This is a genomic window from Leifsonia sp. Root112D2, assembly GCF_001424905.1.
Taxonomy (GTDB): domain Bacteria; phylum Actinomycetota; class Actinomycetes; order Actinomycetales; family Microbacteriaceae; genus Root112D2.
The window spans coordinates 1,573,572-1,594,675 of record NZ_LMCU01000001.1; the positions used below are offsets into that span (position 1 = coordinate 1,573,572).

The 21,104-nt window shown below is 68.7% G+C and carries 17 protein-coding genes; 9 read left to right on the forward strand and 8 right to left on the reverse strand.

From position 1 onward, the window contains the following. The first annotated feature begins 28 nt into the window (after positions 1–28). The 3 genes from ASC63_RS07255 to ASC63_RS07265 are packed head-to-tail and all read left to right on the forward strand — an operon-like array spanning position 29 to position 2,675. Complete coding sequence (locus ASC63_RS07255; RefSeq protein WP_055811323.1) at positions 29–880, forward strand: class II fructose-bisphosphate aldolase; 852 nt, start codon at positions 29–31, stop codon at positions 878–880. After that, a complete protein-coding gene (locus tag ASC63_RS07260) occupies positions 880–1,662 on the forward strand; it encodes a DeoR/GlpR family DNA-binding transcription regulator (RefSeq protein ID WP_055811326.1) in 783 nt (260 codons plus the stop codon). Before ASC63_RS07255 ends, ASC63_RS07260 begins: the two co-directional genes overlap by 1 nt. A gap of 35 nt (positions 1,663–1,697) precedes the next feature. Continuing rightward, the gene (locus ASC63_RS07265; protein WP_055811329.1) at positions 1,698–2,675 is read left to right on the forward strand and encodes an SDR family NAD(P)-dependent oxidoreductase; all 978 of its coding nucleotides are present in this window, start codon (positions 1,698–1,700) and stop codon (positions 2,673–2,675) included. Positions 2,676–2,750: 75 nt separating this feature from the next. Here the strand turns inward: ASC63_RS07265 and ASC63_RS07270 are convergent, their stop codons facing one another. Then, complete coding sequence (locus ASC63_RS07270; protein ID WP_157487621.1) at positions 2,751–3,068, reverse strand: hypothetical protein; 318 nt, start codon at positions 3,066–3,068, stop codon at positions 2,751–2,753. Between the two features lie 219 nt (positions 3,069–3,287). Continuing rightward, on the reverse strand, positions 3,288–3,683 hold the full coding sequence (locus ASC63_RS07275; protein WP_055811333.1) for a DUF5997 family protein: 396 nt from the start codon (positions 3,681–3,683) through the stop codon (positions 3,288–3,290). Between the two features lie 73 nt (positions 3,684–3,756). On the opposite strand from ASC63_RS07275, the gene ASC63_RS07280 reads away from it, so the two are divergent. Further along, positions 3,757–4,419 carry a LysR substrate-binding domain-containing protein gene (locus ASC63_RS07280; protein WP_055811336.1) on the forward strand — a complete coding sequence of 221 codons (663 nt, stop codon included), beginning with the start codon at positions 3,757–3,759 and terminating at the stop codon, positions 4,417–4,419. A gap of 14 nt (positions 4,420–4,433) precedes the next feature. On the opposite strand, the gene ASC63_RS07285 is transcribed toward ASC63_RS07280, so the two are convergent. The 4 genes from ASC63_RS07285 to ASC63_RS07300 all read right to left on the reverse strand — a co-directional run bounded on the left by ASC63_RS07285 (position 4,434) and on the right by ASC63_RS07300 (position 12,709). Then, positions 4,434–5,333, reverse strand: a complete 900-nt coding sequence (locus ASC63_RS07285) for an aminoglycoside phosphotransferase family protein (RefSeq protein WP_055811338.1) — start codon at positions 5,331–5,333, stop codon at positions 4,434–4,436. A gap of 86 nt (positions 5,334–5,419) precedes the next feature. Next, the gene (locus ASC63_RS07290; RefSeq protein ID WP_235491972.1) at positions 5,420–7,108 is read right to left on the reverse strand and encodes a class I adenylate-forming enzyme family protein; all 1,689 of its coding nucleotides are present in this window, start codon (positions 7,106–7,108) and stop codon (positions 5,420–5,422) included. A gap of 126 nt (positions 7,109–7,234) precedes the next feature. Then, positions 7,235–8,014, reverse strand: a complete 780-nt coding sequence (locus tag ASC63_RS07295) for a DNA-formamidopyrimidine glycosylase family protein (RefSeq protein ID WP_055811345.1) — start codon at positions 8,012–8,014, stop codon at positions 7,235–7,237. A gap of 36 nt (positions 8,015–8,050) precedes the next feature. Next, positions 8,051–12,709 carry an ATP-dependent helicase gene (locus ASC63_RS07300; protein ID WP_055811348.1) on the reverse strand — a complete coding sequence of 1,553 codons (4,659 nt, stop codon included), beginning with the start codon at positions 12,707–12,709 and terminating at the stop codon, positions 8,051–8,053. Between the two features lie 160 nt (positions 12,710–12,869). On the opposite strand from ASC63_RS07300, the gene ASC63_RS07305 reads away from it, so the two are divergent. Continuing rightward, positions 12,870–13,700 (forward strand): class I SAM-dependent methyltransferase, encoded by an 831-nt coding sequence (locus tag ASC63_RS07305; protein WP_162242884.1) that lies wholly within the window; start codon positions 12,870–12,872, stop codon positions 13,698–13,700. 202 nt (positions 13,701–13,902) lie between these two features. Here the strand turns inward: ASC63_RS07305 and ASC63_RS07310 are convergent, their stop codons facing one another. Further along, the gene (locus ASC63_RS07310) at positions 13,903–14,562 is read right to left on the reverse strand and encodes an alpha/beta hydrolase (RefSeq protein WP_235491973.1); all 660 of its coding nucleotides are present in this window, start codon (positions 14,560–14,562) and stop codon (positions 13,903–13,905) included. A 150-nt stretch (positions 14,563–14,712) separates the two neighbouring features. Here ASC63_RS07310 and ASC63_RS07315 point away from each other — a divergent pair, with 150 nt between their 5' ends. From ASC63_RS07315 to ASC63_RS07325, 3 genes are read left to right on the forward strand one after another with little or no spacing between them, the layout of a single operon-like run. After that, the gene (locus ASC63_RS07315; RefSeq protein WP_055811357.1) at positions 14,713–15,579 is read left to right on the forward strand and encodes an alpha/beta fold hydrolase; all 867 of its coding nucleotides are present in this window, start codon (positions 14,713–14,715) and stop codon (positions 15,577–15,579) included. After that, positions 15,572–16,210, forward strand: coding sequence for a TetR-like C-terminal domain-containing protein (locus ASC63_RS07320; protein WP_055811360.1), 639 nt, complete (start codon positions 15,572–15,574; stop codon positions 16,208–16,210). The genes ASC63_RS07315 and ASC63_RS07320 overlap by 8 nt, the downstream gene beginning before the upstream one ends. Positions 16,211–16,217: 7 nt before the next feature. Beyond that, complete coding sequence (locus ASC63_RS07325) at positions 16,218–16,811, forward strand: NUDIX hydrolase family protein (protein ID WP_055811363.1); 594 nt, start codon at positions 16,218–16,220, stop codon at positions 16,809–16,811. Between the two features lie 63 nt (positions 16,812–16,874). On the opposite strand, the gene ASC63_RS07330 is transcribed toward ASC63_RS07325, so the two are convergent. Then, entirely contained in the window at positions 16,875–18,467 is a 1,593-nt protein-coding gene (locus ASC63_RS07330) for a DEAD/DEAH box helicase (protein ID WP_055811366.1), read from the reverse strand. 365 nt (positions 18,468–18,832) lie between these two features. Between ASC63_RS07330 and ASC63_RS07335 the strand changes: the two genes are divergently transcribed. Beyond that, on the forward strand, positions 18,833–21,097 hold the full coding sequence (locus tag ASC63_RS07335) for a HelD family protein (protein WP_055811368.1): 2,265 nt from the start codon (positions 18,833–18,835) through the stop codon (positions 21,095–21,097). Positions 21,098–21,104: the final 7 nt, after the last annotated feature.

Consider the following 21,104-nt stretch of genomic DNA (forward strand, 5'->3'; position numbering starts at 1 on the left):
ACAGACCCGACCCAACCATTAGGACGCCATGACTCTCGCCCCCGCCCGCACCCTTATGCAGGATGCCGTCGCGGCGTCCCGCGGCATCGGCGCCTTCAATGTGATTCACCTGGAGACCGCCGAGGCGCTCGTGGCGGCCGCCGAACAGGCGGGCAAGTCCGTCATCCTGCAGATCTCTGAGAACTGCGCGAACTATCACGGTGGGCTTGAGCCGATCGGGCTGGCCACGCTCGCCGTGGCGCGCGCCGCACGCGTGCCGGTTGCCGTGCACCTCGACCATGCCGAAAGCGAAGAGCTCGCCCGCCTGGCCATCGAGCTGGGCTTCGGCTCGGTCATGTTCGACGGGGCGAAGCTCGACTACGCACAGAACGTGGCGGCGACCGTGCGGGTTGTCGAGTACGCCCACGCGAACGGCGTCTACGTGGAGGCCGAGCTGGGGGAAATCGGGGGCAAAGACGGAGCGCACGCACCCGGTGTGCGCACCGACCCCGCCGAGGCCGCTCGCTTCGTGGCCGAGACCGGCGTTGATTCGCTCGCCGTTGCGGTGGGTTCCTCGCACGCGATGACCGAGCGCGTCGCATCCGTCGATCTTGAACTCATCGGCAGGCTGCACGAGGCGCTGGTCGTGCCGCTTGTGCTGCACGGATCATCCGGGGTCTCGGATGACCAGATCGTGCGCGCCATCGCCGCGGGCATGACCAAGATCAACGTCTCAACTCACCTCAACGGATTCTTCACGGGCGCGATTCGCGACTACCTCGACGAGAACGTGGCGGTCGTCGACTCGCGTAGGTATGTACGCGCGGGTCGCGACGCGTTGGCCGGGGAAGCGGCACGGTTGATCACGCTCTTCGCGCACGCGGGCGCCAGGGCGGAATGATGGACAGATCGGAACGCCTGGCCGCAGTACTCGACCTGCTTGCCGAGACCGGCCAGATCGACGTGGACGACATCGTGACGAAGCTCGGTGTGTCTGCGGCGACGGCCCGACGCGACCTCGACGGCCTGGCCGAGCAGCAGCTTTTGACCAGAACTCGGGGCGGGGCGATCGGCCAATCCGTGGCGTACGACCTGCCGATCAGGTACAAGCGCGAACAGCACACTCCTCAGAAACAGCGGATCGCCCAGGCCGCCAGCGACCTCGTGGCCCGCGGCTCCGTAGTGGGGCTGTGCGGTGGAACGACGAGCACGGCCGTCGCCAACGCGCTGGGATCGCGCGCCGACCTCATGGAGGTGTCGCCGACGGCAAATCTCACGGTCGTGACGAACGCCATCAACATCGCGGCCCAGCTGGTGATGCGCCCGCAGATTCGCACGGTCGTCACGGGTGGGGTCGTGCATGCGCACTCCTACGAGTTGGTCGGGCCGTACAGCGACATCGTGCTCGATCGCATCACGATGGACATCGCGTTCATCGGGGTGAACGGCATGGACCCGGCCTTCGGTGCCACGGTGCACGACGAGGGCGAGGCCGCCGTCAACTCCCTGATGGCTCGCCGGGCGACCCGCGCGGTCATCGTGGCCGACTCCAGCAAGATCGGACGGCGCGCATTCGCCACCCTCGAGGGCGCGAACCTCAGCACGCTGATCACGGATGCCGGCATCACCGACGCACAACGGGCCGCGTTCGAGGAGAACGACTTCGAGGTGATAGTGGCGTAGGGGCATCCGGTCGATTCGGTGCATACGATGGCGTCATGAGCACACAGCAGCACAAGATCCCCTCCGGTTTCGGCGCACGCTCCACGGCCAAGGAGGTGCTCGCCGGAATCGATCTCGATGGAAAGCTCGCAATCGTGACGGGCGGATACTCCGGGCTGGGTATCGAGACGGTCGCCGCGCTCGCGGGAGCCGGTGCATACGTGATTGTGCCGGCCCGTCGTCCCGAGGCCGCGCGCGAAGCCCTCGACGCGCATGGACTGGCCGATGTGGAGGTCGAGGAACTCGATCTCTCCCAGCTCGCAAGCGTGCAGGCCTTCGCTGAGCGGTTCCTCGCCACGGAGCGCAGCATCGACATTCTCATCAACAACGCCGCGATCATGGCGTCACCCGAGGCGCGGGTCGGAGACGGCTGGGAGTCGCAGTTCGCCACGAACCACCTCGGCCACTTCGTGCTCACAAACCTGCTCTGGCCAGCGCTGGTCGCCAGCGGTGGCGCCCGGGTTGTCGCCCTGAGTTCTACGGGGCACAAGCTGTCCGGCATCCGCTTCGACGATCCCCAGTTCACGAGTGGCTACGACAAGTGGCTCGCTTATGGACAGGCGAAGACGGCGGACAGTCTCTTTGCCGTGCAGCTCGACGTACTCGGTGCCCCCTTCGGCGTGCGTGCCTTCGCGGCGCATCCGGGCGGCATCATGACCGAGTTGCAGCGTCACCTGCCGCGTGAGGAGATGATCGCCGCCGGCTGGATGAGCGAAGACGGCACCGTCAATGAGCGCTTTAAGTCGCCCGAGCAGGGTGCGGCTACATCGACCTGGGCGGCGACCTCGCCCCTACTCGCGGGAATGGGCGGCGTCTACTGCGAGGACTGCGACATCGCCGAGCCGACGGTTGTCGGCAGCCCCGACGCCAGAGTTGTGGGTGTGGACGCGCACGCCATAGATCCGGATGTCGCGGCGCGGCTGTGGGCATACTCGGCCGAACTCACGGGCGTCGACGCGTTCCGCGTCGAGTGACCGGCAGGCAGCATCCGGTGACCGTACGCGTCATTGATGCGCCGGTCTTCTCGCAAGAAGACGCCTCGAGAGGGATCAGTCGTCGTCGTCGAGGGTGACATTGATGGCGGTGGCGGCGATGCTGCGCCAGTCTGTGCCCTCGTGGTACGTCTCGGTCTCGCCCGGCAGGCGTACGCCATAGACCGGCTCGTGTTCCTCACCGACCGGTGAGACGTAGAACAACGACCCGACAGTCTGCCCGTCGGCACTTCGGATGACCCACTCGTCGTCGCCGATCAACCTGATGCCGTACGCGCCGCCCCGATGTTCGAGCGTTGCCGTCTCGCCGAGTCGCAACTCATCCTTCGGCGGCTGAGAAAGGTGGGGTTGTTGTACGCCAGTGTTGTCAGACATCCGCTGTCTCCCTTCGGCCACCTCGCTGGGCCCGTTGCGCACAGTGTACGACCGTGGATGCGACCCCGGCTAGTGCGAGCGCGCGCTCGTGCGTAATTCAGGAGTGGAGAGCACCTCGCGACCGCTCCATGCGGATGCGACGGGCGCGACACGCCTCCACTCCTGAATTGCGTCAGGGGCCCGGGCGGACGTGTTGCAGCGGAAGGCGCTGTGGGCGCCTTATTCGGCGGCGCGGGCGCGGCGGGCGGCGTCGCGCTCTTTGACTCGAATCTGCTCGGCGCGCACCTCCGCCTGGGTGGCGCGCTCGCGCACCAGCCACGCCGGCGGCTTCTGCAGCAGGGCCGTGATCTCGGCGGTGGTCAGCGGCTCGTCCGCGTCTCCGCGCGCGAGTCCGGCGATGGAGACGCCGAGCTTGCCGGCGACAACCGGGCGCGGATGCGGGCCGTTCTTGCGCAGTTCGGCCAGCCACTCGGGCGGGTTGGCGTTGAGTTCGGTGACTTCGGCGCGCGAGATCGCGCGGCCCTGAAACTCCTCGGGGGCGGCGGGCAGGTAGATGCCGAGCTTCTTGGCCGCGGTTTCGGGCTTCATGGTCTGATCCGATTTGTGCGACGTCATCTGCCCAGCGTATCCGCTGCATTAGCCTGTGAGGGGCGCCGCGTGTGATCGCGGCCGTGGTGAGAGGATGCGCATGGGCACGGATGCGGCATCCGCTTCGTTTCGTATCGGCTTCATGCCGGGCGTCACAACGACCAAATGGACCCGCATCTGGGCCGAGCGGCACCCGGATGTGCCGCTCGAGGTCTTCGCGACCGGCGTCGACGAGCAGGTGGCAGTGCTGCTCGATGACCGCGCCGATGTGAGCTTCGTGCGACTGCCGATCGACGACGAGGGACTCAGCGTGATTCCTCTTTACCTCGAGGAGGCGGTGGTGGTCGTGGGCAAAGATCACGCGATTGCCGACGTCGATTCGGTGACGCTCGCCGAGCTCGAGGGCGAGAGGCTGCAGGATGCGACGGGGGCGCTGAAGGACGCCGTCGAGCTGGTCGCCGCCGGGGTCGGCGTGCTCGTGGTGCCGCAGTCGCTCGCGCGACTGCACGCGCGCAAGGACGTGACCTATCGAACGGTGACGGATGCCGGCCAGACGCAGATCGCGCTGGCCTGGCTCGCGGAGCGCACGACCGAGCAGGTCGAGGAATTCGTGGGCATCGTGCGCGGGCGCACGGCGCAGAGTTCGCGCACGACTCCCACCCCGCCGAAGGCGAAGAAGCCGCCCAAGAAGAAGGTGGCGCCGAAGCCGGTTGACCAGGCGCGAGCGCGCGCCGCGAAGGCGCGGAGGCGGCGCGGTCGATAACGGCTTGCGAGGACCTAGTCGTCGAGCAGCACCTGCTCGAGGGCGTGGGCGCCGATGGCGGCGAGTCGGGGATTGTCGTCGGAGAAGGCGGCTATGGCGGTACCCATGTTGAGCGCCCAGCCGCGGGCACGCAACCAGGTGTCGTCGTCGACAGCGGCAAGCGCGTCGGTGCGGGAACGGAACGCGGCGCGCGCCTCGGCGTCGAAGACCAGCCAGGCCGCCGCGAGATCGGTTGCGGGGTCCCCGGCCGTAACGTCGCCGAAGTCGATGACGGCGGCCAGGCGCGTGGGCCGGCCGGAGGCATCCGTCGTCAGCAGAATGTTGGCGGGGTGCGGGTCGCCATGCAGCCACAGCGGCGGCCTTGACCAGGCGGGCGTCTCGACAAGGCGCCCCCACAGCGCCGCAATCTCGTCGGCGTGCTCGATCGAGCCGCCGGCGAGGCGATCGTGCACCGCGTGCGTGCGGCTCACGAGCGGCACACCTCGCACCGGGTTGTATGGCGCATCGGCGGGAGCCTCGGTGTGCAGCGCTACCAGGAACTCGGCGAGTTCGGCGGCCACCGGAGCGCGCGCGGCCGCGTCGAGCTCGGCGGCGGCCGTCGCCTCGAACCATGGCGTGATGCTCCACGCCCACGGGTAGTAGTCGGTGGACACCCCGGCGCGAACCGGCACGGGCGTCGGCCTGGGAAGCTGCGGGGCCAGGACCGGCAGCCAGCGCTGTTCATTGAGCACCAGCTCGGCGGCGGCCTCCCGGCGCGGCAGACGCACGCTCAGCGACTCGCCCAGGCGAAACAGCGCGTTGTCCCAGCCGTTGGCGACGAGCGTGACCTTGTCGGCAAGATCCGGATGCTGCTCGTCGACCAGGCGTGCCACGAGCGCCGCGTGCACATCGAGTTCGGCGGCGGGCATGTCCATGTGAGTGCTCCTGGTTCGGTGGCTGGTTTCGAGACGGCCGCGGGCGGCCTCCTCAACCGGCGAAGACTCGAAGCCGGCGAAGCGCCTTACGGCTTCGTGAACCTGCCGGCGGCGGCATCCTCCGGGGCGTTCTGCTTCATGATGAAGTGCTGCTTCTTGCCGGTCGCCGTGTACGGCAACTCGCTCACGAAAGCGTAGCGACGGGGGCGCTTGTAGTCGGCGAGCGAGACGCTGTCGCGGCAAAACGCATCCAGTTCCGCGGCTGCCGCCTGGGCGTCTGCGAGCGTGCCGGCGCGCGGCTGCACATAGGCCACGACGAGCTCGCCCCATTCCTCATCGTGCAGGCCGACGACAATGCTGTCGGCGACATCCGCGTGCCCGGCCAGCACCTCCTCCACCTGAACCGGGTGCACGTTCTCGCCACCGGAGATGATCATGTCGTCTTTGCGGCCGATCACCGTCACCATCTCGGTGTCATCCCAGCTGGCCAGGTCGCCCGGATACATCCAGCCCTCGTGGAATTTGAGTTCCTGTTCCTCGGGGTTGTGCATGTAGGCGTAGCCGCTCTTGACCGTGCGCATGATGACCTCGCCGATCTCGTGGCCGTCCTTGGCCACGACGTCGTCCGGGGACGCGACGCGATCGGGGTAGACCTTCACGACGGCCACGTCGTCATCGAGACAGGCGCGACCGGCCGCGCCCGCGGCATCCGGCAGATCTTCGGGGCGAAGGTAGGTGTTCCAGAAGGCCTCGGTGGTGCCGTATCCATTGGCGATGCGTGGGCTGAGCACCCGCTGGTAGCGCAGCGCGGCGGCGCGGTCGAGCGGGGAGCCCATGGTGACGATGCCGCTCAGCGACGAGAGATCGCGGGGCGTGGCTTCCTGCGCATCCGCCAGTCGTTCGAGGTTGGTGGGTGCACCGATCACGTACGTGAGCTTGTATTTCTCGATGTTGTCGAGCACGGTGGCCGGGTCGAACTGTGGAAGCGTGACGACCTCTCCGCCCACGAAGAACATGGTGTTCGGGCCCGCGCAGTAGTTGCCGCCGCGGTGGAACCACGGCGACATGTTCATGGTCTTGTCGGTGGGGCCGAGCGGAAAGTGCATCACCACGTCGTGGGCGCTGAGCGTCTCGTTGAGGCTGGTGAGCGGCACGGCCTTGGGCATGCCCGTGGTGCCGCTCGTGTACAGGCGAGAGGTCTCATCCCAGACATTGCCCCCTGCCGGGGCGCGAAAGCTCGGTGCGTCGCTCGCCAGCAGCTCGTCGAAGCCGATGGATCCGGGCACGCGCTCGCCCTCGCCGACCGCCACGATGACGGGCGGCGTGTATGTCGCCAGGCCCAGTGCCTTCGCGGTGTCGTCGGATGACCGTGCGTCGTAGATGAAGATGGCCGGTTTCGACGTGTTGAGAATGTGTGCGGTTTCTGCCGGTGCGAGCCGAAAGTTCATGGGCGAGCTGATGGCGCGGAGCCCCTGCGCCGCCACATAGAGAAATGCGAACTCGGGCACGTTCATGAGCTGGTAGCCCACGATGTCGCCGATGCCTACGCCGTGCTCAGCCAGGCCCTTGACCAGCCGGCCGGTCACCTCGCCGAGTTGTTTGTATGTCCAGCTCTGGCCGGTGGTGGAGTCGGTTAGCGCGGTGCGATTCGCATAGCGGTGGGTGTTGCGCTCGACGGCGGCGGCCCAGGTGAAACGCTCCTCGAACACCTTGCGAAACTCGCTCGGGTCGTAATCGCTGTTCGTCTCGGTGTTGATGGGTGTGATCGTGGTCACGGAGAACCTCATCTCTCAAGCAACTGCGCCGGCGCCATTGCCGGTGATGATGTGAATCTATCGCCCGGTAGCTTAGCGCGCTGGAGCAGCGCTGCCGGCCACCGAGCTCGAACAGCGCGCGGGCTCCTAGTTCGGTTGGCAGTGCGGGCAGAAGAACGTGTCGCGCTGTTCGAGCTCGGTGCGACCCAGACGCATTTGCTGGATGCGTGTGCCGCAGCGTCGGCACGACTCACCGGCTCGACCGTAAACCCAGGTGCGCCGACCGCGACGCAGTTCCCCGGTGGTCGTGCGTTCCGGGCGGTCGCGGTTGGCGGTGATGAGACGCCGGGCCAGTGCCACCGCGGCCGGCAGATCGACTTCGGCGACCGGGCGCGTGGGGAGCATTCCGCGCAGAAAACACAGTTCATTCACGTAGACGTTGCCGAGCCCCGCCAGGTTGCGCTGATCCAGAAGCGCGACGGCGATCGCCTGCTCGGGGTGTTGTGCGAGCCGACGAATGGCCTCGGCCTCGTTCCAGTCAGGGCCGAGCAGATCGGGCCCGAGATGGCCGACCAGATCGACCTCGCAATCGCGGGCAACAACGTCGAGCTCGCCGAGCGCGAAGCCGACCGCCTGGCGGTCGGCGGTCTGCAGCACGATACGCGCCTCGAAGGCGGGGCGCGTCCAGCGCTCACCGTGATGGTAGAGACGCCAGGTGCCTTCCATCTTGAGGTGGCTGTGGATCGTGAATCCACCGACATGCATGAGCAGGTGCTTGCCGCGACTGACGACCTCGTGCACCGTCTCGCCGGTGAGGTCGACGGTGGCGAATGCGGGTACCCGAATGTCGCATCCGGTGAGCACGCTGCCGCCGAGAGCGGCGTTCAGCCGTCGCGCCGTCTGATAGACGGTGTCGCCCTCAGGCACGGTATTGACCTGGTGAGTGAGGCCGACCGGCGGCGGTCATGAGCGCAGGCGCAGGCCGCGCGGGGTGGCCGTGAAGCCTGCGGCAGTGAGCGCGTCGCCGACCGGGGTGCCCAGTATGAATGCACCGTTCACGGTTTCGATGGTGAGCTTCTGCACGTGCCCGCGCAGCACCAGGCGGGCGACGGATGCTGCCGCGGTGGCCAGCACCTCGGCGTCGGCCGAGAAGGCGAGCAGAGTCTTGCCCCCGCGCTCGATATAGAGCACGAGTGCGCCGTCGACGAGTGCCACGAGGGCGCCGGCCTTGCGAGCGGCACGGTGGCCTGTGCCTGTGCTTGCAGAAGGGGCCGATGCGGACGGCCATGGCAGCGCCGCGCCGTAGGGGTTGGCGGGGTCTGTCGCCGCGAGCGTGACGGCGGCCAGGGGCGCCTGCTGCAACGGGTCGAGGGTGAAGGAACGCAGCCTGTCCACCGTGGCGCCGGTCGCGAATTGTGCGGCGCCCAGCGTCTCCACGAAGTAGCCTCGGCGGGCACGCCCCGATTCCTCGAAGCCGCTGAGCACCTTGTATGCCAGTGCGAATCCGCCCGGTGCGCCCTCGTTCATGACGGAGCCCCGGGTGACGACGCCATAGCGTTCGAGCAGGGTCTCGGCCTGTGCGTGGGCGCGCAGCGTCGCATCCGTTTCGGCGAGAGGTAGAACCGACCAGCGACCGCTGGCCGTGGGCGGCCCGGTGCGGCTCGGCATGGACGGTCGGGCGTAGCCTCGCCCGCGATACATGCGCGATCGGGGCGGCGCGGCCTGTCGGCGGTGCGCGCCGGCGCCGCCGGTGAGCACGCGCAGCGGCGCGAAAGTGTCGTTGGTGACGAGCCCCGCCCAGGCAAGATCCCACAGCGCCGTGACGAGGGCTGTGTCGTCGGTTGAGCCGACGGCATCCGACAGCTGGCGAAAGAAGAATCCGCCGCCCGTGCCGAGCGCAACCAGTATCTCGCGCTGCAACTCGTCGGTGTCGTGCTCGAGCGGCAGAGGCAGGGTGAGCGGCGCCGATTCGGCCAGATGCAGAGTGACCCAGCCGTCGTGGCCCGGCAGCGAGCCGCCGCCCGCCCACAGCACCTCGCCCGTCGCGGTGAGTTCATCGAGCATGGCCGGGCTGTAATCGGAGACACGGCTGGGCAGCACCAGGGACTCCCATGCCGACGCAGGAATACGGGCGCCGGCCAACTGCTCGATGACGGATGCGACGGCATCCACCCCGCGCAGCGTGCCTCCCACGTGTTGCCATGCCGGCAGGAACCGCCCGAGCGCCTGCGGTTCGACGGGCTCCACCTCGTGCCGCAGCGCTGCCAGTGAGAGCCGACGGATGCGCCGCAGTACCTCAGCGTCGCACCATTCGGCACCCTGCGCGTCGGCCCGGAACTCGCCTTCGACGACGCGGCGATCGTGGCCGAGGCGGCGCAGGGCGTCGTGCACTATCGCGGTGCCGAGACCGAGACGGGAGGCGACATCCGCCACGGTGAAGGGGCCGTGAGTGCGGGCGAAGCGGCTGACGAGATCGCCGAGCGGGTCGGCGACCGGCTCGATGAACGCGAGAGGCACGCCGATGGGCAGCGGCACGCCGAGCGCGTCCCGCAGCCGCGCAGCGTCTTCGATGCCGGCCCACTGTTCGCGGCCGGCGAAGCTCACCCGCAGGGCGCGCTTCGTGTCGACGAGTTCATCCAGCAACGCTTCGGCCTCGATGACCGAGGGCTCGAGCCGCGCGGCGACCTCGTTGGTCGTGAGTGGCCCGAGCAGGCGCAGCAGATCGGCGGCGCCCTCCACGTCGGCGCGCGCCTGCCGCTCGGGGGTCAACCGTTGAAGCTCGTTCTCGACGCGCTCGATGACCGCGGGGTCGAGCAGCTCGCGCAGTTCCACCCGGCCGAGCAACTCGGCCAGCATGCCGGCGTCGAGCGTGAGCGCGGCGGCCCGCCGCTCGGCCAGCGGGCTGTCGCCCTCATACATGAACGCGGCGACATACCCGAAGAGAAGGGAACGCGCGAACGGTGACGCGGCATCCGTCGTGGTTTCGATGATGCGGATGCGCCGCTCGGCGATCTGCGTTGCCAGCGCTCCAAGCGCAGGCAGGTCATACACGTCGCGCAGGCACTCGCGCACCGTCTCGAGAATGATCGGAAAGCTCGGGTACTTGCGGGCAACATCGAGCAACTGTGAAGCCTTTTGCCGCTGTTGCCAGAGCGGTGAGCGCTTGCCCGGGTTGTATTTGGGCAGCAACAGGGCGCGCGCCGCGCACTCACGAAAGCGCGACGCGAACAGCGCGGATCCGCCGACCTCGTCGGTGACGATGGCGTCGAGCTCGGCCGGGTCGAAGACGAACAACTCGGCGCCGGGCGGCTCGGATTCGGTGTCTGGAATGCGCACGATGATGCCGTCGTCGCTTGCGACGCAGGCGCCATCGATGCCGAAACGCTCGCTCACCCGCGAGCCGACGGCCAGCGCCCAGGGCGCGTGCACTTGCATGCCGTATGGGGAATGCAGAATAAGACGCCAGTCGCCGAGCTCGTCGCGAAAACGCTCGAGAACGAGCGTGCGGTCGGTGGGCAGGTGTCCCGTGGCCTGCTTCTGCTCGGAAAGGAACGCGATGAGGTTCTTCGATGCGCGCTCGTCGAGGCCTGCCGCCTCGCATCGTGCGGTGGCGTCAGTGTCGGATGCCCCGCCCAGCTCCCGGGTGAACGCACCTATCGCGGCCCCCAGCTCGGCGGGCCGCCCCAGGCTGTCGCCCTTCCAAAACGGCAATCGCCCGGGCTGGCCGAAGGCGGGCGTGACGAGCACGCGATCGTGGGTGATCTCCTGGATTCGCCAACTCGTCGCCCCGAGCGCGAACACGTCGCCGACGCGCGACTCGTACACCATCTCCTCGTCGAGTTCGCCGACGCGGCTGCCGGCGGCGGAGCCTGCCGATGGGCGCGGCTCGCCGACCATGAACACCCCGAACAAACCGCGATCGGGAATGGTGCCACCGCTCGTCACGGCGAGCCGCTGCGCACCCGGTCGCCCGGTGAGCGCGCCCGTGTCGCGGTCCCACAGAATGCGCGGGCGCAACTCGGCGAACTCGTCGGAGGGGTAACGCCCGGCGAGCAGGTCAAGCGTGGCGTCATATGCGCTGCGCGGCAGGCCCGCGAACGGAGCGCTGCGCCGCACGGTGTCAAACCAGTCGTCGGCATTGATGCTCTCGAGGGCGACGGCCGCAATGGTCTGCTGGGCCAGAATGTCGAGCGGATTCGCGGGAACGGCGAGTTCTTCGATGAGGCCGGCCGACATGCGCTCGGATGCCACGGTGGCGTGCAGCAGATCGGCCCGATGCTTGGGAAAAAGTACCCCACGGGAGACCTCTCCCACCTGGTGTCCGGCGCGCCCGACGCGCTGCAGGCCGCTCGCGACCGACGGTGGCGCCTCCACCTGCACAACGAGATCGACCTCGCCCATGTCGATGCCGAGCTCTAGGCTCGAGGTGGCGACGACGCAGCGCAGCCGCCCGGTCTTGAGGTCGTCTTCGATAATGGCGCGCTGCTCCTTGGAGACCGAGCCATGGTGGGCGCGCGCCAGCACCGGCGCATCCGAGGCGGAGCCGTTGCTCTGCCCGGAGCCGCCCATCATCGCGGCGGGTGCGCGTTTCGACACCCGCTGGTCGAGTAGCTCGCGCGAAGCCGAGCGTATCGAGACGGGAGCCGGGGTCTCGATAGGCTCGTTCCTCGTTACTCGACCGGCAGAACGTTCCTCATAAATCTCGTTCAGCCGGGCCGTCAGCCGTTCGGCCAGCCGGCGCGAGTTCGCGAACACGATCGACGAGCGATGCTCGAGAATGCGATCGACGATCGCCTCCTCGACGTGCGGCCAGATCGAGCCGTTCTGCCGCCCGTCGTCGCCGTCGCTGGCGGCCGAACCCAACTCGCTCATGTCGTCGACGGGAACCACCACGCGCAGATCGAAGCGCTTGACGGATGCCGGCGCCACGATCTCCACGCTCGCCCGGCCCCCGAGAAACCGCGCCACCTCCTCGGGCGGACGAACGGTGGCCGAGAGCCCGATGCGCTGTGCGGGCCGGGCGAGCAGCGCATCCAGCCGCTCGAGCGAGACGGCCAGATGGGCGCCGCGCTTGGTCGCCGCTACCGCGTGCACCTCGTCGATGATCACCGTTTCGACCGTGCGCAGTGTCTCGCGCGCGGCCGAGGTGAGCATGAGAAACAGTGACTCGGGCGTGGTGATGAGAATGTCGGGCGGCGCCTTCAGCATCGACCGACGCTCGGATGCCGGCGTGTCACCCGAGCGCACGCCCACGCTCACATGGGGTGGCTCTCCACCGAGCCGCTTCGCGGTCTGCGTGATGCCGACCAGGGGCGCGCGCAGGTTGCGCTGCACGTCGACGCCGAGCGCCTTGAGCGGTGAGATGTAGAGCACCCTCGTGCCGGGCTCTTCGGCAAGCTCAGCAACCGACGGGCCCGAAGCGGCCGGCACCGTCGCCAACTTGTCGATTGCCCACAGGAACGCGGCCAACGTCTTGCCCGAACCGGTGGGCGCAACCACGAGAGCGTGCGAACCTCGGGCGATGGCTTGCCATGCGCCCAGCTGGGCATCCGTCGGCGCGGCGAACGCCCCGTCGAACCACGTTCTGGTGGCTGCGGAGAACTGTTCGAGCCCATCGCCCATTCGACTATCTCAGCACACGCCGCTGACAGCGTGGGTACGTGCGTCTGGGGGGCACCACCGTCCGCCACGAAGGCTACCGCAGACGCACTCGGTGGGTCTAGATTCATGGTGTGGCACGCGGTGCTCCGCAGCATCGTCGTGCGGCAGAAGAGCGGTGATCATGGTTGACGATCAGGGTCTGTTTGGGCAGGCGGCAGTCGCTGAGAACTATCGTCGCTATCTGCAGCCGTACCTCTTCGATCCGTGGGCGAAGCGGCTCGTGAATTTCGCGCAACCCCTGGCCGGACAGACGGTGCTGGACGTCGCCGCAGGCACGGGCGCGGTGACCCGCGCCGCGGCATCCGCTGTGGGAAGTGCCGGTCGGGTGATCGCCAGTGACATCAGCCGCCCGATGCTTTCCTCCCTGGAATCGGCGGTGGCCGCCGATTCGCATGCGCACGACGCGCCGGTCGAGATTCTCGAATGTTCAGCAACGGATATCGAACTGCCCGACGCCTCCGTGGATGTGGTGTTCTGTCATCAGGGTCTTCCGTTCATGCCCGACCGCGTGGCAGTCGCTCGTGAGTTTTACCGTGTGCTTCGACCGGGCGGAACTGTCGCCGTCGCAGTCTGGGCGCTGGGCGAGCGTCTCGACCCTTTCGACGGCTATGCAAAATTCGTGCGAACACGCCTGCCTGATTCAAGGTTCGCGCGCGCCATGTCAGACGGTTCGCTTTCCATGACGACGGATGCGGTGGCCGACGCGTTGCTCGGCGGCGGCTTCGTAGACGTTGTCTCGTCACTGGAGCGGCTCACGGTGCAATGGCCGACGGCCGACGAAGAGGCCCGCGGAATGGCGGGTACCCCGTTCGGCCCGGAGATCGCTTCACTGGACTCCGCCGCGCAGGCGGCGTTCCTCTCGGAGCTGACGACCATGCTCGCCGATGAAAACGGCGACGCAGTGCCCCACGTGATGACGTCAGTATTCGGTCGCGGCATGGTGCCCGCCTAGGCGAACGATCGGGCGCTCGGCGGCCGTTGGCGCCCTCTGCTTGTCTCATGCCGCACTCGTGGGCGGCGTTCGCGATCCTAATTCAGGCCGGATGGGGCGGCACGCCGGCGGGGACGCCGCGACGTGCCGCTGTTGCGCGATTTCGGCCTGAATTGTGCGGGCGCGGGCGCGGTGCGGCGTGGGTAGGTGGTCCCGGCGCCCGTCAGTTCAGGTGCGTGCCCAGGAACGCCGCGACATCCGTGAGCTCCTGCTGCGAGACCGCGTGCGCGAGACCCTCGTAGATGCGGGTGTCGGCGTTCGCGTGCGCAGGTAACCAGTCTGCGGTTCGGGCGATGGCGTCGGCGGGAATGACGTCGTCATCCGTGCCGCGCCCCCAGAACACCGGCGGCCGCAGCTGCGCAAGCTCGGCGTCCCCGGGCGCGGCACCGGATGCGACGAAGCCCGAAAGCTGCACCGCGCACGCGAAGCGGCCCGGCGCGTGGCGCAGCAGTTGCAGGGCCATCGCAGCACCCTGGGAGAAGCCGAGCAGCCCGACGGCGGGCGCGGCAGGCTGCGCATCGAGCCAGTTGAGCACCGCGAGTGCCGCGGCATCCACGATTTCGGGGTGCGGGCGCCCCGCGGGATTCGCGCCGACGGCGCTTTCACGCGGGAACCAGGCGTATCCACCGCCCTCGGGGATCGGCGCGCGCAGTGACGCGACTACCGTGTTCAGCGGCAGATAGGGCGAGAGCCCGAACAGGTCGCCCTCGTGCGAGCCGTAGCCGTGCATCATCACGAGCAGGGGCTTGCCCGCGCGGTCGCTCTCGCTCGCCGACCACAGCACGGCGTGCGCGTCGAGTTTCAGTGCACCGGATGCCGTCACGGCCCCTCCTCTGGCTTCGTACCTGACCATCATCTCGTGACTGGCGAGGGGCGAGCTGCGGGCGGGTGCAAATCTCCTGCACAGGCGCGTTTCCCCTGTCAAGCGAATTGTCTCTTGCATTTAAAAGCTAATGGTATTAGCTTTACGGCTATGGACAACATTACCGAGCAGGCATCCGTCGCATTTCTGACTCGCCCCGACGGCCGCATCTCCTACGCGGTGCAGGGTCATGGCCCGCTCGTCGTTGCGGTCCCCGGCATGGGCGATCTGCGCTCCAGCTATCGCGAACTCGTCGCGCCGCTTCTCGACGCGGGGTACCGAGTGGCCGTCACCGATCTGCGCGGGCAGGGCCAAAGCGACACGAATTTTCGCGAGCACGGCGACATCGCCACCGCTCGCGACATCATCGCGCTGATCGACAAGCTGGGTGGCCCCGCCGTCGTGCTCGGCAACTCGATGGGGGCCTCTGCCGCGGTCTGGGCGGCGGCAGAGCGACCGGATGCCGTGGCCGGCCTGGTCTCATACGCACCGCTTCTGCGCGAGCCGCCGACATCCGCGGTCGCCCGCGCCTTCAACCGCGCGCTCTACCGTGTCGCCCTGATGCGGCCCTGGGGCGCATCGTTCTGGGCGGGCTACTACCGCAGTATCAACAAGGGCACGACGGCACCGTGGCTTGGCGAGCAGGTCGACGCGATCCGCGCCAACCTGAAGGAGCCCGGCCGACTGCGTTCATTCCGCGCGCTGGCGATGGGGCTCGATCACTCCGTTGTGGAGGCGCGCATCGACGAGGCGAGCGCCCCGCACCGCGCGTTCATCGGCAGCCTCGATCCCGACTATCCCGATGCTGCGGCCGAGGTCGACTGGCTGAACAGCATCGGTGTGCACGCAGAACTCGTCGAGAATGCCGGTCACTACGTGCACGCGCAGCGACCCGATGCCGTTCTGCCTGCGACGCTCCGGTTCCTCGAGGGGCTGCGGGCGGCATCCGGCGACGGCTGGGCGGCGCGCAATGCCTAGGGCGGGCCTGAGCAGAACCGCGGTCACCGCCGCCGCGTTGCAGCTTGTCGATGACGGCGGTGCAGCGGGCTTCGCGAATCTCACGCTCGCCGCTGTCGCCGCCCACGCCGGCGTCGCCGTTCCCAGCCTCTACAAGCACGTGGCGTCGCTGGGCGAGCTGCGTCGGGACGTGGCCGTCGCATCCGTCACGCAGCTGACCACCGCATTGACGGCGGCCACGATCGGGCGCTCGGGAGCCGAGGCCGTGCGGGCATTGGCCGCGGCACTGCGCGCCTTTGCCCGGGAGCAGCCCGGCCGGTATGTGGCGACGCAGGTTGCAGCCGACCCGGATGACCCTGCCGCCGAGCCGCTCGCCCACGCCGGCGAGCAGAGCATTGCCGTGATCGCCGGGGCGCTGCGTGCATTCGAGCTCGCTCCCGAGCTGCTGATCGATGCGATCCGCGTGCTGCGTTCGGCACTGCACGGCTTCGTGCTGCTCGAGCTTGGGGGCGGATTCCGCCTGCCGCACGACATCGATCGCAGCTTCGCCGTGCTGCTGGAGATGACCATCGCGGGCATCGAACGACTGGCATCATCCGCTCCACCGGCGAGGGTGTCGAGGGCAGGGGCATCGGGCGCAGCATCCGTATGATCGAAGCATGAGCGTGCGCACCCCCGACCCCAACCCGGATGACGAGCCGGCGCGCGACGATGAGCCCGGCCGCGTGCCCGGTGCCGGCCCCGGATGGTTGAGCGACATCGAGCTCGCACAGGTTCGCACCCGCCTGCCGATTCTGTACGTCGAGGCGGTGCCGGTGCGGGTCGACGGCATCGGCCAGGTCATCCACGTGGGCGTGCTGCTGCGTGCGAATGCGGTCGGCGAGATGACCCGCACGCTCGTCTCGGGTCGGGTCATGTACGGGGAGACCCTGCGCGAGGCCCTCTTCAGGCACCTCGAGAAGGATCTCGGCCCGATGGCCTTTCCACAGCTGCCCGCGAGCCCCGTGCCGTTCTCGGTGGCCGAATACTTTCCGATGCCCGGCCTCACCCCGTATACGGATGATCGCCAGCACGCCGTCTCGCTGGCCTACGTCGTTCCCGTCACGGGAACGTGCGAGCCCCGGCAGGATGCGCTCGAGCTCACCTGGATGACGCCGCTCGAGGCGGCATCCATCGCGGTGTCAGAGGAGATGGAGGGCGGCCGCGGCACCCTGTTGCGCGCCGCGCTCGCCTCGGTGGGCGTGCTGCCGTAGCACTGCGCGAAAACGGGCTGGCTCCGTGGAGCCGACCCGTTCTCGGTGTGAAGCGTGTGGGTGTCAGCCCTGGGCGCGACGTGAGCCGCGACCGCGCGAGGTGCTGGGAGCGCCACCGACGAGGCTGCCGACGCGCATGCCGCCCGAGCGGCCGCCCTGGCCGGCGCCTCCACGAGACGACTGGCCGGATGCGCCCGCGCCGCTGCGTGCCGGCTGAGCGGAGCGCGCCGGCTGAGCAGAACCGCCGGAGCGGCCCTGCCCCTGCTGCACGCGACCGTTTGACGATCCCTGGCCGGATGCCGCGGGGCGACCCGAGCGGTCACGGCGCGGACGGCCGCTGCCGGCATCCGCTGAACCGCCGCGCCCGGCGCCGGAACCATCACGGTTCGCGCGCTTGCGCTGTGCGTTGGCACCCTGCGAGCGTCCGCCGCCACCCTGGCCGCGCTGCGGCTGCTCGGAGCGCGGCGCCGGCTTGACGTAGGGAGCGACGTCGCCGACGAGGCTCACGACGGCGGGGGAGGTGGCCGAGACCTGCTGCGGGGCAACGGCGATGGCGGCCTTGCGCAGCAGTGTCTTCACGTCGCTGCGCTGGGCGGGCAGCACGACGGTGACGACGTCACCGGCGCTGCCGGCGCGGGCGGTGCGGCCCGAGCGGTGCAGGTACGCCTTGTGCTCGGTGGGCGGGTCCACGTGAATGACGAGTTCGACGTTGTCGACGTGCACGCCGCGCGCCGCGACATCCGTGGCCACGAGCACGTTCACCGAACCGTCGCCGAACGCGGCCAGGTTGCGGTCACGTTGCGGCTGCGACAGGTTGCCGTGCAGGTCCACCGAGGGAATACCTGAGTCGGTGAGCTGCCTGGCGAGCTTCTTGGCGTGGTGCTTGGTGCGCATGAACAGGATGCGGCGCCCGGTGCCCGAGGCGAGCATCCGCACCAGCGCGGTCTTCTCCTCGGCGCCGGCGACCTCGAACACATGGTGGGTCATGGCGTCGACGTGCGAGGAGACGTCGTCGACCGAGTGCAGAACCTCGTTGTGCAGGAAGCGCTTGACGATCTTGTCCACGCCGTTGTCAAGGGTGGCGGAGAACAGCAGGCGCTGCCCGTGCTCAGGGGTCTTCGACAGGATGCGCGTGACGACGGGCAGGAAGCCCAGGTCGGCCATGTGGTCGGCCTCGTCGAGCACGGTGATCTCGACGGCGTCGAGCTGAACGAAGCCCTGCTGCATGAGGTCTTCGAGGCGTCCCGGGCAGGCCACGACGATGTCGACGCCGGCCTTGAGCGCGGCAACCTGGCGGTTCTGCGAGATGCCGCCGAAGATCGTGGTGGTGTTCAGGCCGTATGCCGCGGCGAGCGGGGCGAGTACAGCGTCGATCTGGGTAGCCAGCTCGCGGGTCGGGGCCAGGATGAGACCCACGGGGCGGCCCGGGCGGCGCTTGCCGCCGGCGAGGTCGCCGCCGAGGCGCGCGGCCATGGGAATGGAGAAGGCGAGAGTCTTGCCGCTGCCGGTCTTGCCGCGGCCGAGCACGTCGCGTCCCGCGAGCGTGTCGGGCAGGGTGTCGACCTGAATCGGGAAGGGCTCGGTCTTGCCGTCGCTCGCCAGCTTGGTGACGAGGGCGGCGGGAACGCCGAGTGAGGCGAATGTGGTTTCAGACATAGGTGTTGTGGTGCCTTTCAGGGCATCAGAATCTCGGTTGCACGCTGGTCGAGCTTGTCGAAACCGGCGTGGTCGGTGGAGATTTACATGGCGAAGGTGCCGGAGGGCACATCCGTTCGCCGTAAGAAAGTTTCTTTGGAATCGGCGCGCATCCGCGAAGGAATGTGCCGAGGAAAAGGGTCGATCTACGACGCAGGGAACGCCGTCATGGCGTTCGCAAGTAACAACAGTCTAGCGGATGCCGTATTCCCGAGCCGCAACAGGCCTCCACCGCCGCTCTCAGGCGGGCAGACTAGGCTGTTTGTCCCCGGCAATCAGGCCGAACCGCCAGGCGCGGTGTGTGGCAGATCGCCAGGAAGAGTCGAGTGACGCAAACCGAGTTGGACCGCGAACGGGCCTATACGGCTGCGCTTTACGAGCGGCTGGATGCCCTGCGTGCGGATGCCGAGACCCGCCTCACCCAGGTGCGTGAGCAGAACCCTGGCAGCAATCACCAACTGCGTTCGGAGCGCGACGCGTTCGCCCGACTCTACGAGGATCGGCTGGTACAACTGCGCGAGGTGGATGCCCGGCTCGTCTTCGGCAGGCTGCAGGTGGAGCTGCCCGAGGGGGGCGCCTCGGATGCCGACGGCGACGACACGGACAGCGACGACAGCGACGCCGCCGACGATCTGCGCTATATCGGCCGCATCGGCCTGCGCGACGATGAGCAGCGTTCGCTGCTGCTCGACTGGCGTGCCCCGCAGGCGAGCCCGTTCTACCAGGCGACCGCGGCGCATCCGCAGGAAGTGCGCGCCCGCAGACACCTCACGATGCGTGAGCGCGAGGTGCTGCGCGTCGACGACGAGGTCTTCGACGATCGGCTGATCGAGGCCGGCGAGCAGGTGCACGGCGAGGGCGCGCTCATGGCGGCGCTCACCGCCCAGCGCACCGGTCATATGCATGACATCGTCGCGACGATCCAGGCGGAACAGGACCGCATCATCCGCTCGGAGTTGCGCGGAGCGCTTGTGGTGCAGGGCGGTCCCGGCACCGGCAAGACCGCCGTGGCCATTCACCGTGCGGCTTACCTCCTCTATTCGCATCGCGAGCAGTTGCGCTCCAGCGGCGTGCTCATCGTGGGTCCATCGACCGCGTTCCTCAGCTATATCGATGCGGTGCTGCCCTCGCTCGGTGAGACCGGCGTGGTGCTCTCCACGGTGGGTGGGCTGTTCCCCGGCGTCGCCGCGAGCGAGGACGACGAGGCGCAGACCGCCATGCTCAAGGGCTCGCTGGCGATGGCGCCGGTCATCTCCCGCGCGGTGCGCTCCCGGCAGCGCGTGCCCGCCTCACCGCAGACGGTAGACGTGAATGGCGAGGCCCTCGTGATCGAGCCCGCCCTGATCGCCCGTGCCATCGGTGCCGCCCGCGAGACCCGCCTGCCGCATAACGAGGCGCGCGTCACGTTCGTGCAGCGTGCGCTTTCCGAGCTTTCGCGGCTGCTGGCCGAGCAGCTGCGCGCCAAGGGAGCCGCGCTCGACGATTCCGACCTTGGCGCCCTTCGCGAGGACCTGCGCACGGCCGACGATGTGAAAGTCGTGCTCAACACGGCCTGGCTGCCGCTCACCGCCGAGAAGGTCTTGCGCGACCTCTACGCGCGACCCGAGTGGCTGGCCGAACTCACCCCCGGCTGGAGCGACGAGACGCGGGCGCTGCTGGCGCGCGACCGCACGGCGGCTTTCACTGTCTCCGATGTTCCCTTGCTCGACGAGGCGGCCGAGTTGCTCGGTGAGTTTCCCCAGCAGGCGGATGCGGGTGCCGGCGAACGCGAGCGGCAACGCCACCGCGACATCGAGAACGCCGAGATGGCGATCCAGAACATGGGGGTTGAGGGCCAGGTCAACGCGGAGCAGCTGGCGCTGGGCTTCGCCGAGTCTCCCGATCGCTCCACGACCGCCGAGCGCGCCGTCGCCGACCGCTCCTGGACATACGGCCACATCGTCGTCGACGAGGCGCAGGAGCTTTCACCCATGCAGTGGCGCCTGCTCGTGCGCCGCTGCCCGATGCGTTCGTTCACCATCGTGGGCGACATCGCCCAGGTGGGCTCGGCGGCGGGAGCGTCGAATTGGCGCTCGGCACTGCAGCCGTTCTTCGATACCCGCTGGCGGCTCGAGGAACTCACGGTCAACTACCGCACGCCCGCCCAGATCGCCGAGGAGGCCGAAGTGCTCGCCCGGGCGAACAGGCTGCACATCACCCCGGCCCAGTCGGTGCGGCGCGGCGACTGGCCCGTTCGAGAGGTCACGGCGCAGTCGACCGCCGCGCTGCCTGCTGCGGTGACGGATGCCGTTGCCGCCGACCGCGAAATCGATGCGGGCGGCACGCTGGCCGTCATCTGTGCGCTGCGCCACGTGGATGCGGTGGCAGCGGCGCTCGCCTCACGATTCGGCGCGGAGGTCGGCCGCGGAGGAGACGGGCTCACGCGCGCGATCGCCGTGCTCACCGCCCGCGAGGCGAAGGGGCTCGAGTTCGACGCCGTGGTTGTCGTCGATCCCGATGCTCTGGTCGCCGAGTCCCCGCGCGGCGCCGGCGCCCTCTACGTGGCGATGACCCGCCCGACCCAGCGCCTCACCATGCTGCGGGTGGGCTGAGCTTCCC

Bases quoted from the DNA above. Each gene is read 5' to 3' on its own strand.
- ASC63_RS07255 (WP_055811323.1), top strand. From the start codon at position 29: ATGACTCTCGCCCCCGCCCGCACCCTTATGCAGGATGCCGTCGCGGCG.
- ASC63_RS07260 (WP_055811326.1), top strand. From the start codon at position 880: ATGGACAGATCGGAACGCCTGGCCGCAGTACTCGACCTGCTTGCCGAG.
- ASC63_RS07265 (WP_055811329.1), top strand. From the start codon at position 1,698: ATGAGCACACAGCAGCACAAGATCCCCTCCGGTTTCGGCGCACGCTCC.
- ASC63_RS07270 (WP_157487621.1), bottom strand. From the start codon at position 3,068: ATGTCTGACAACACTGGCGTACAACAACCCCACCTTTCTCAGCCGCCG.
- ASC63_RS07275 (WP_055811333.1), bottom strand. From the start codon at position 3,683: ATGACGTCGCACAAATCGGATCAGACCATGAAGCCCGAAACCGCGGCC.
- ASC63_RS07280 (WP_055811336.1), top strand. From the start codon at position 3,757: ATGGGCACGGATGCGGCATCCGCTTCGTTTCGTATCGGCTTCATGCCG.
- ASC63_RS07285 (WP_055811338.1), bottom strand. From the start codon at position 5,333: ATGGACATGCCCGCCGCCGAACTCGATGTGCACGCGGCGCTCGTGGCA.
- ASC63_RS07300 (WP_055811348.1), bottom strand. From the start codon at position 12,709: ATGGGCGATGGGCTCGAACAGTTCTCCGCAGCCACCAGAACGTGGTTC.
- ASC63_RS07305 (WP_162242884.1), top strand. From the start codon at position 12,870: ATGGTTGACGATCAGGGTCTGTTTGGGCAGGCGGCAGTCGCTGAGAAC.
- ASC63_RS07315 (WP_055811357.1), top strand. From the start codon at position 14,713: ATGGACAACATTACCGAGCAGGCATCCGTCGCATTTCTGACTCGCCCC.
- ASC63_RS07320 (WP_055811360.1), top strand. From the start codon at position 15,572: ATGCCTAGGGCGGGCCTGAGCAGAACCGCGGTCACCGCCGCCGCGTTG.
- ASC63_RS07325 (WP_055811363.1), top strand. From the start codon at position 16,218: ATGAGCGTGCGCACCCCCGACCCCAACCCGGATGACGAGCCGGCGCGC.
- ASC63_RS07330 (WP_055811366.1), bottom strand. From the start codon at position 18,467: ATGTCTGAAACCACATTCGCCTCACTCGGCGTTCCCGCCGCCCTCGTC.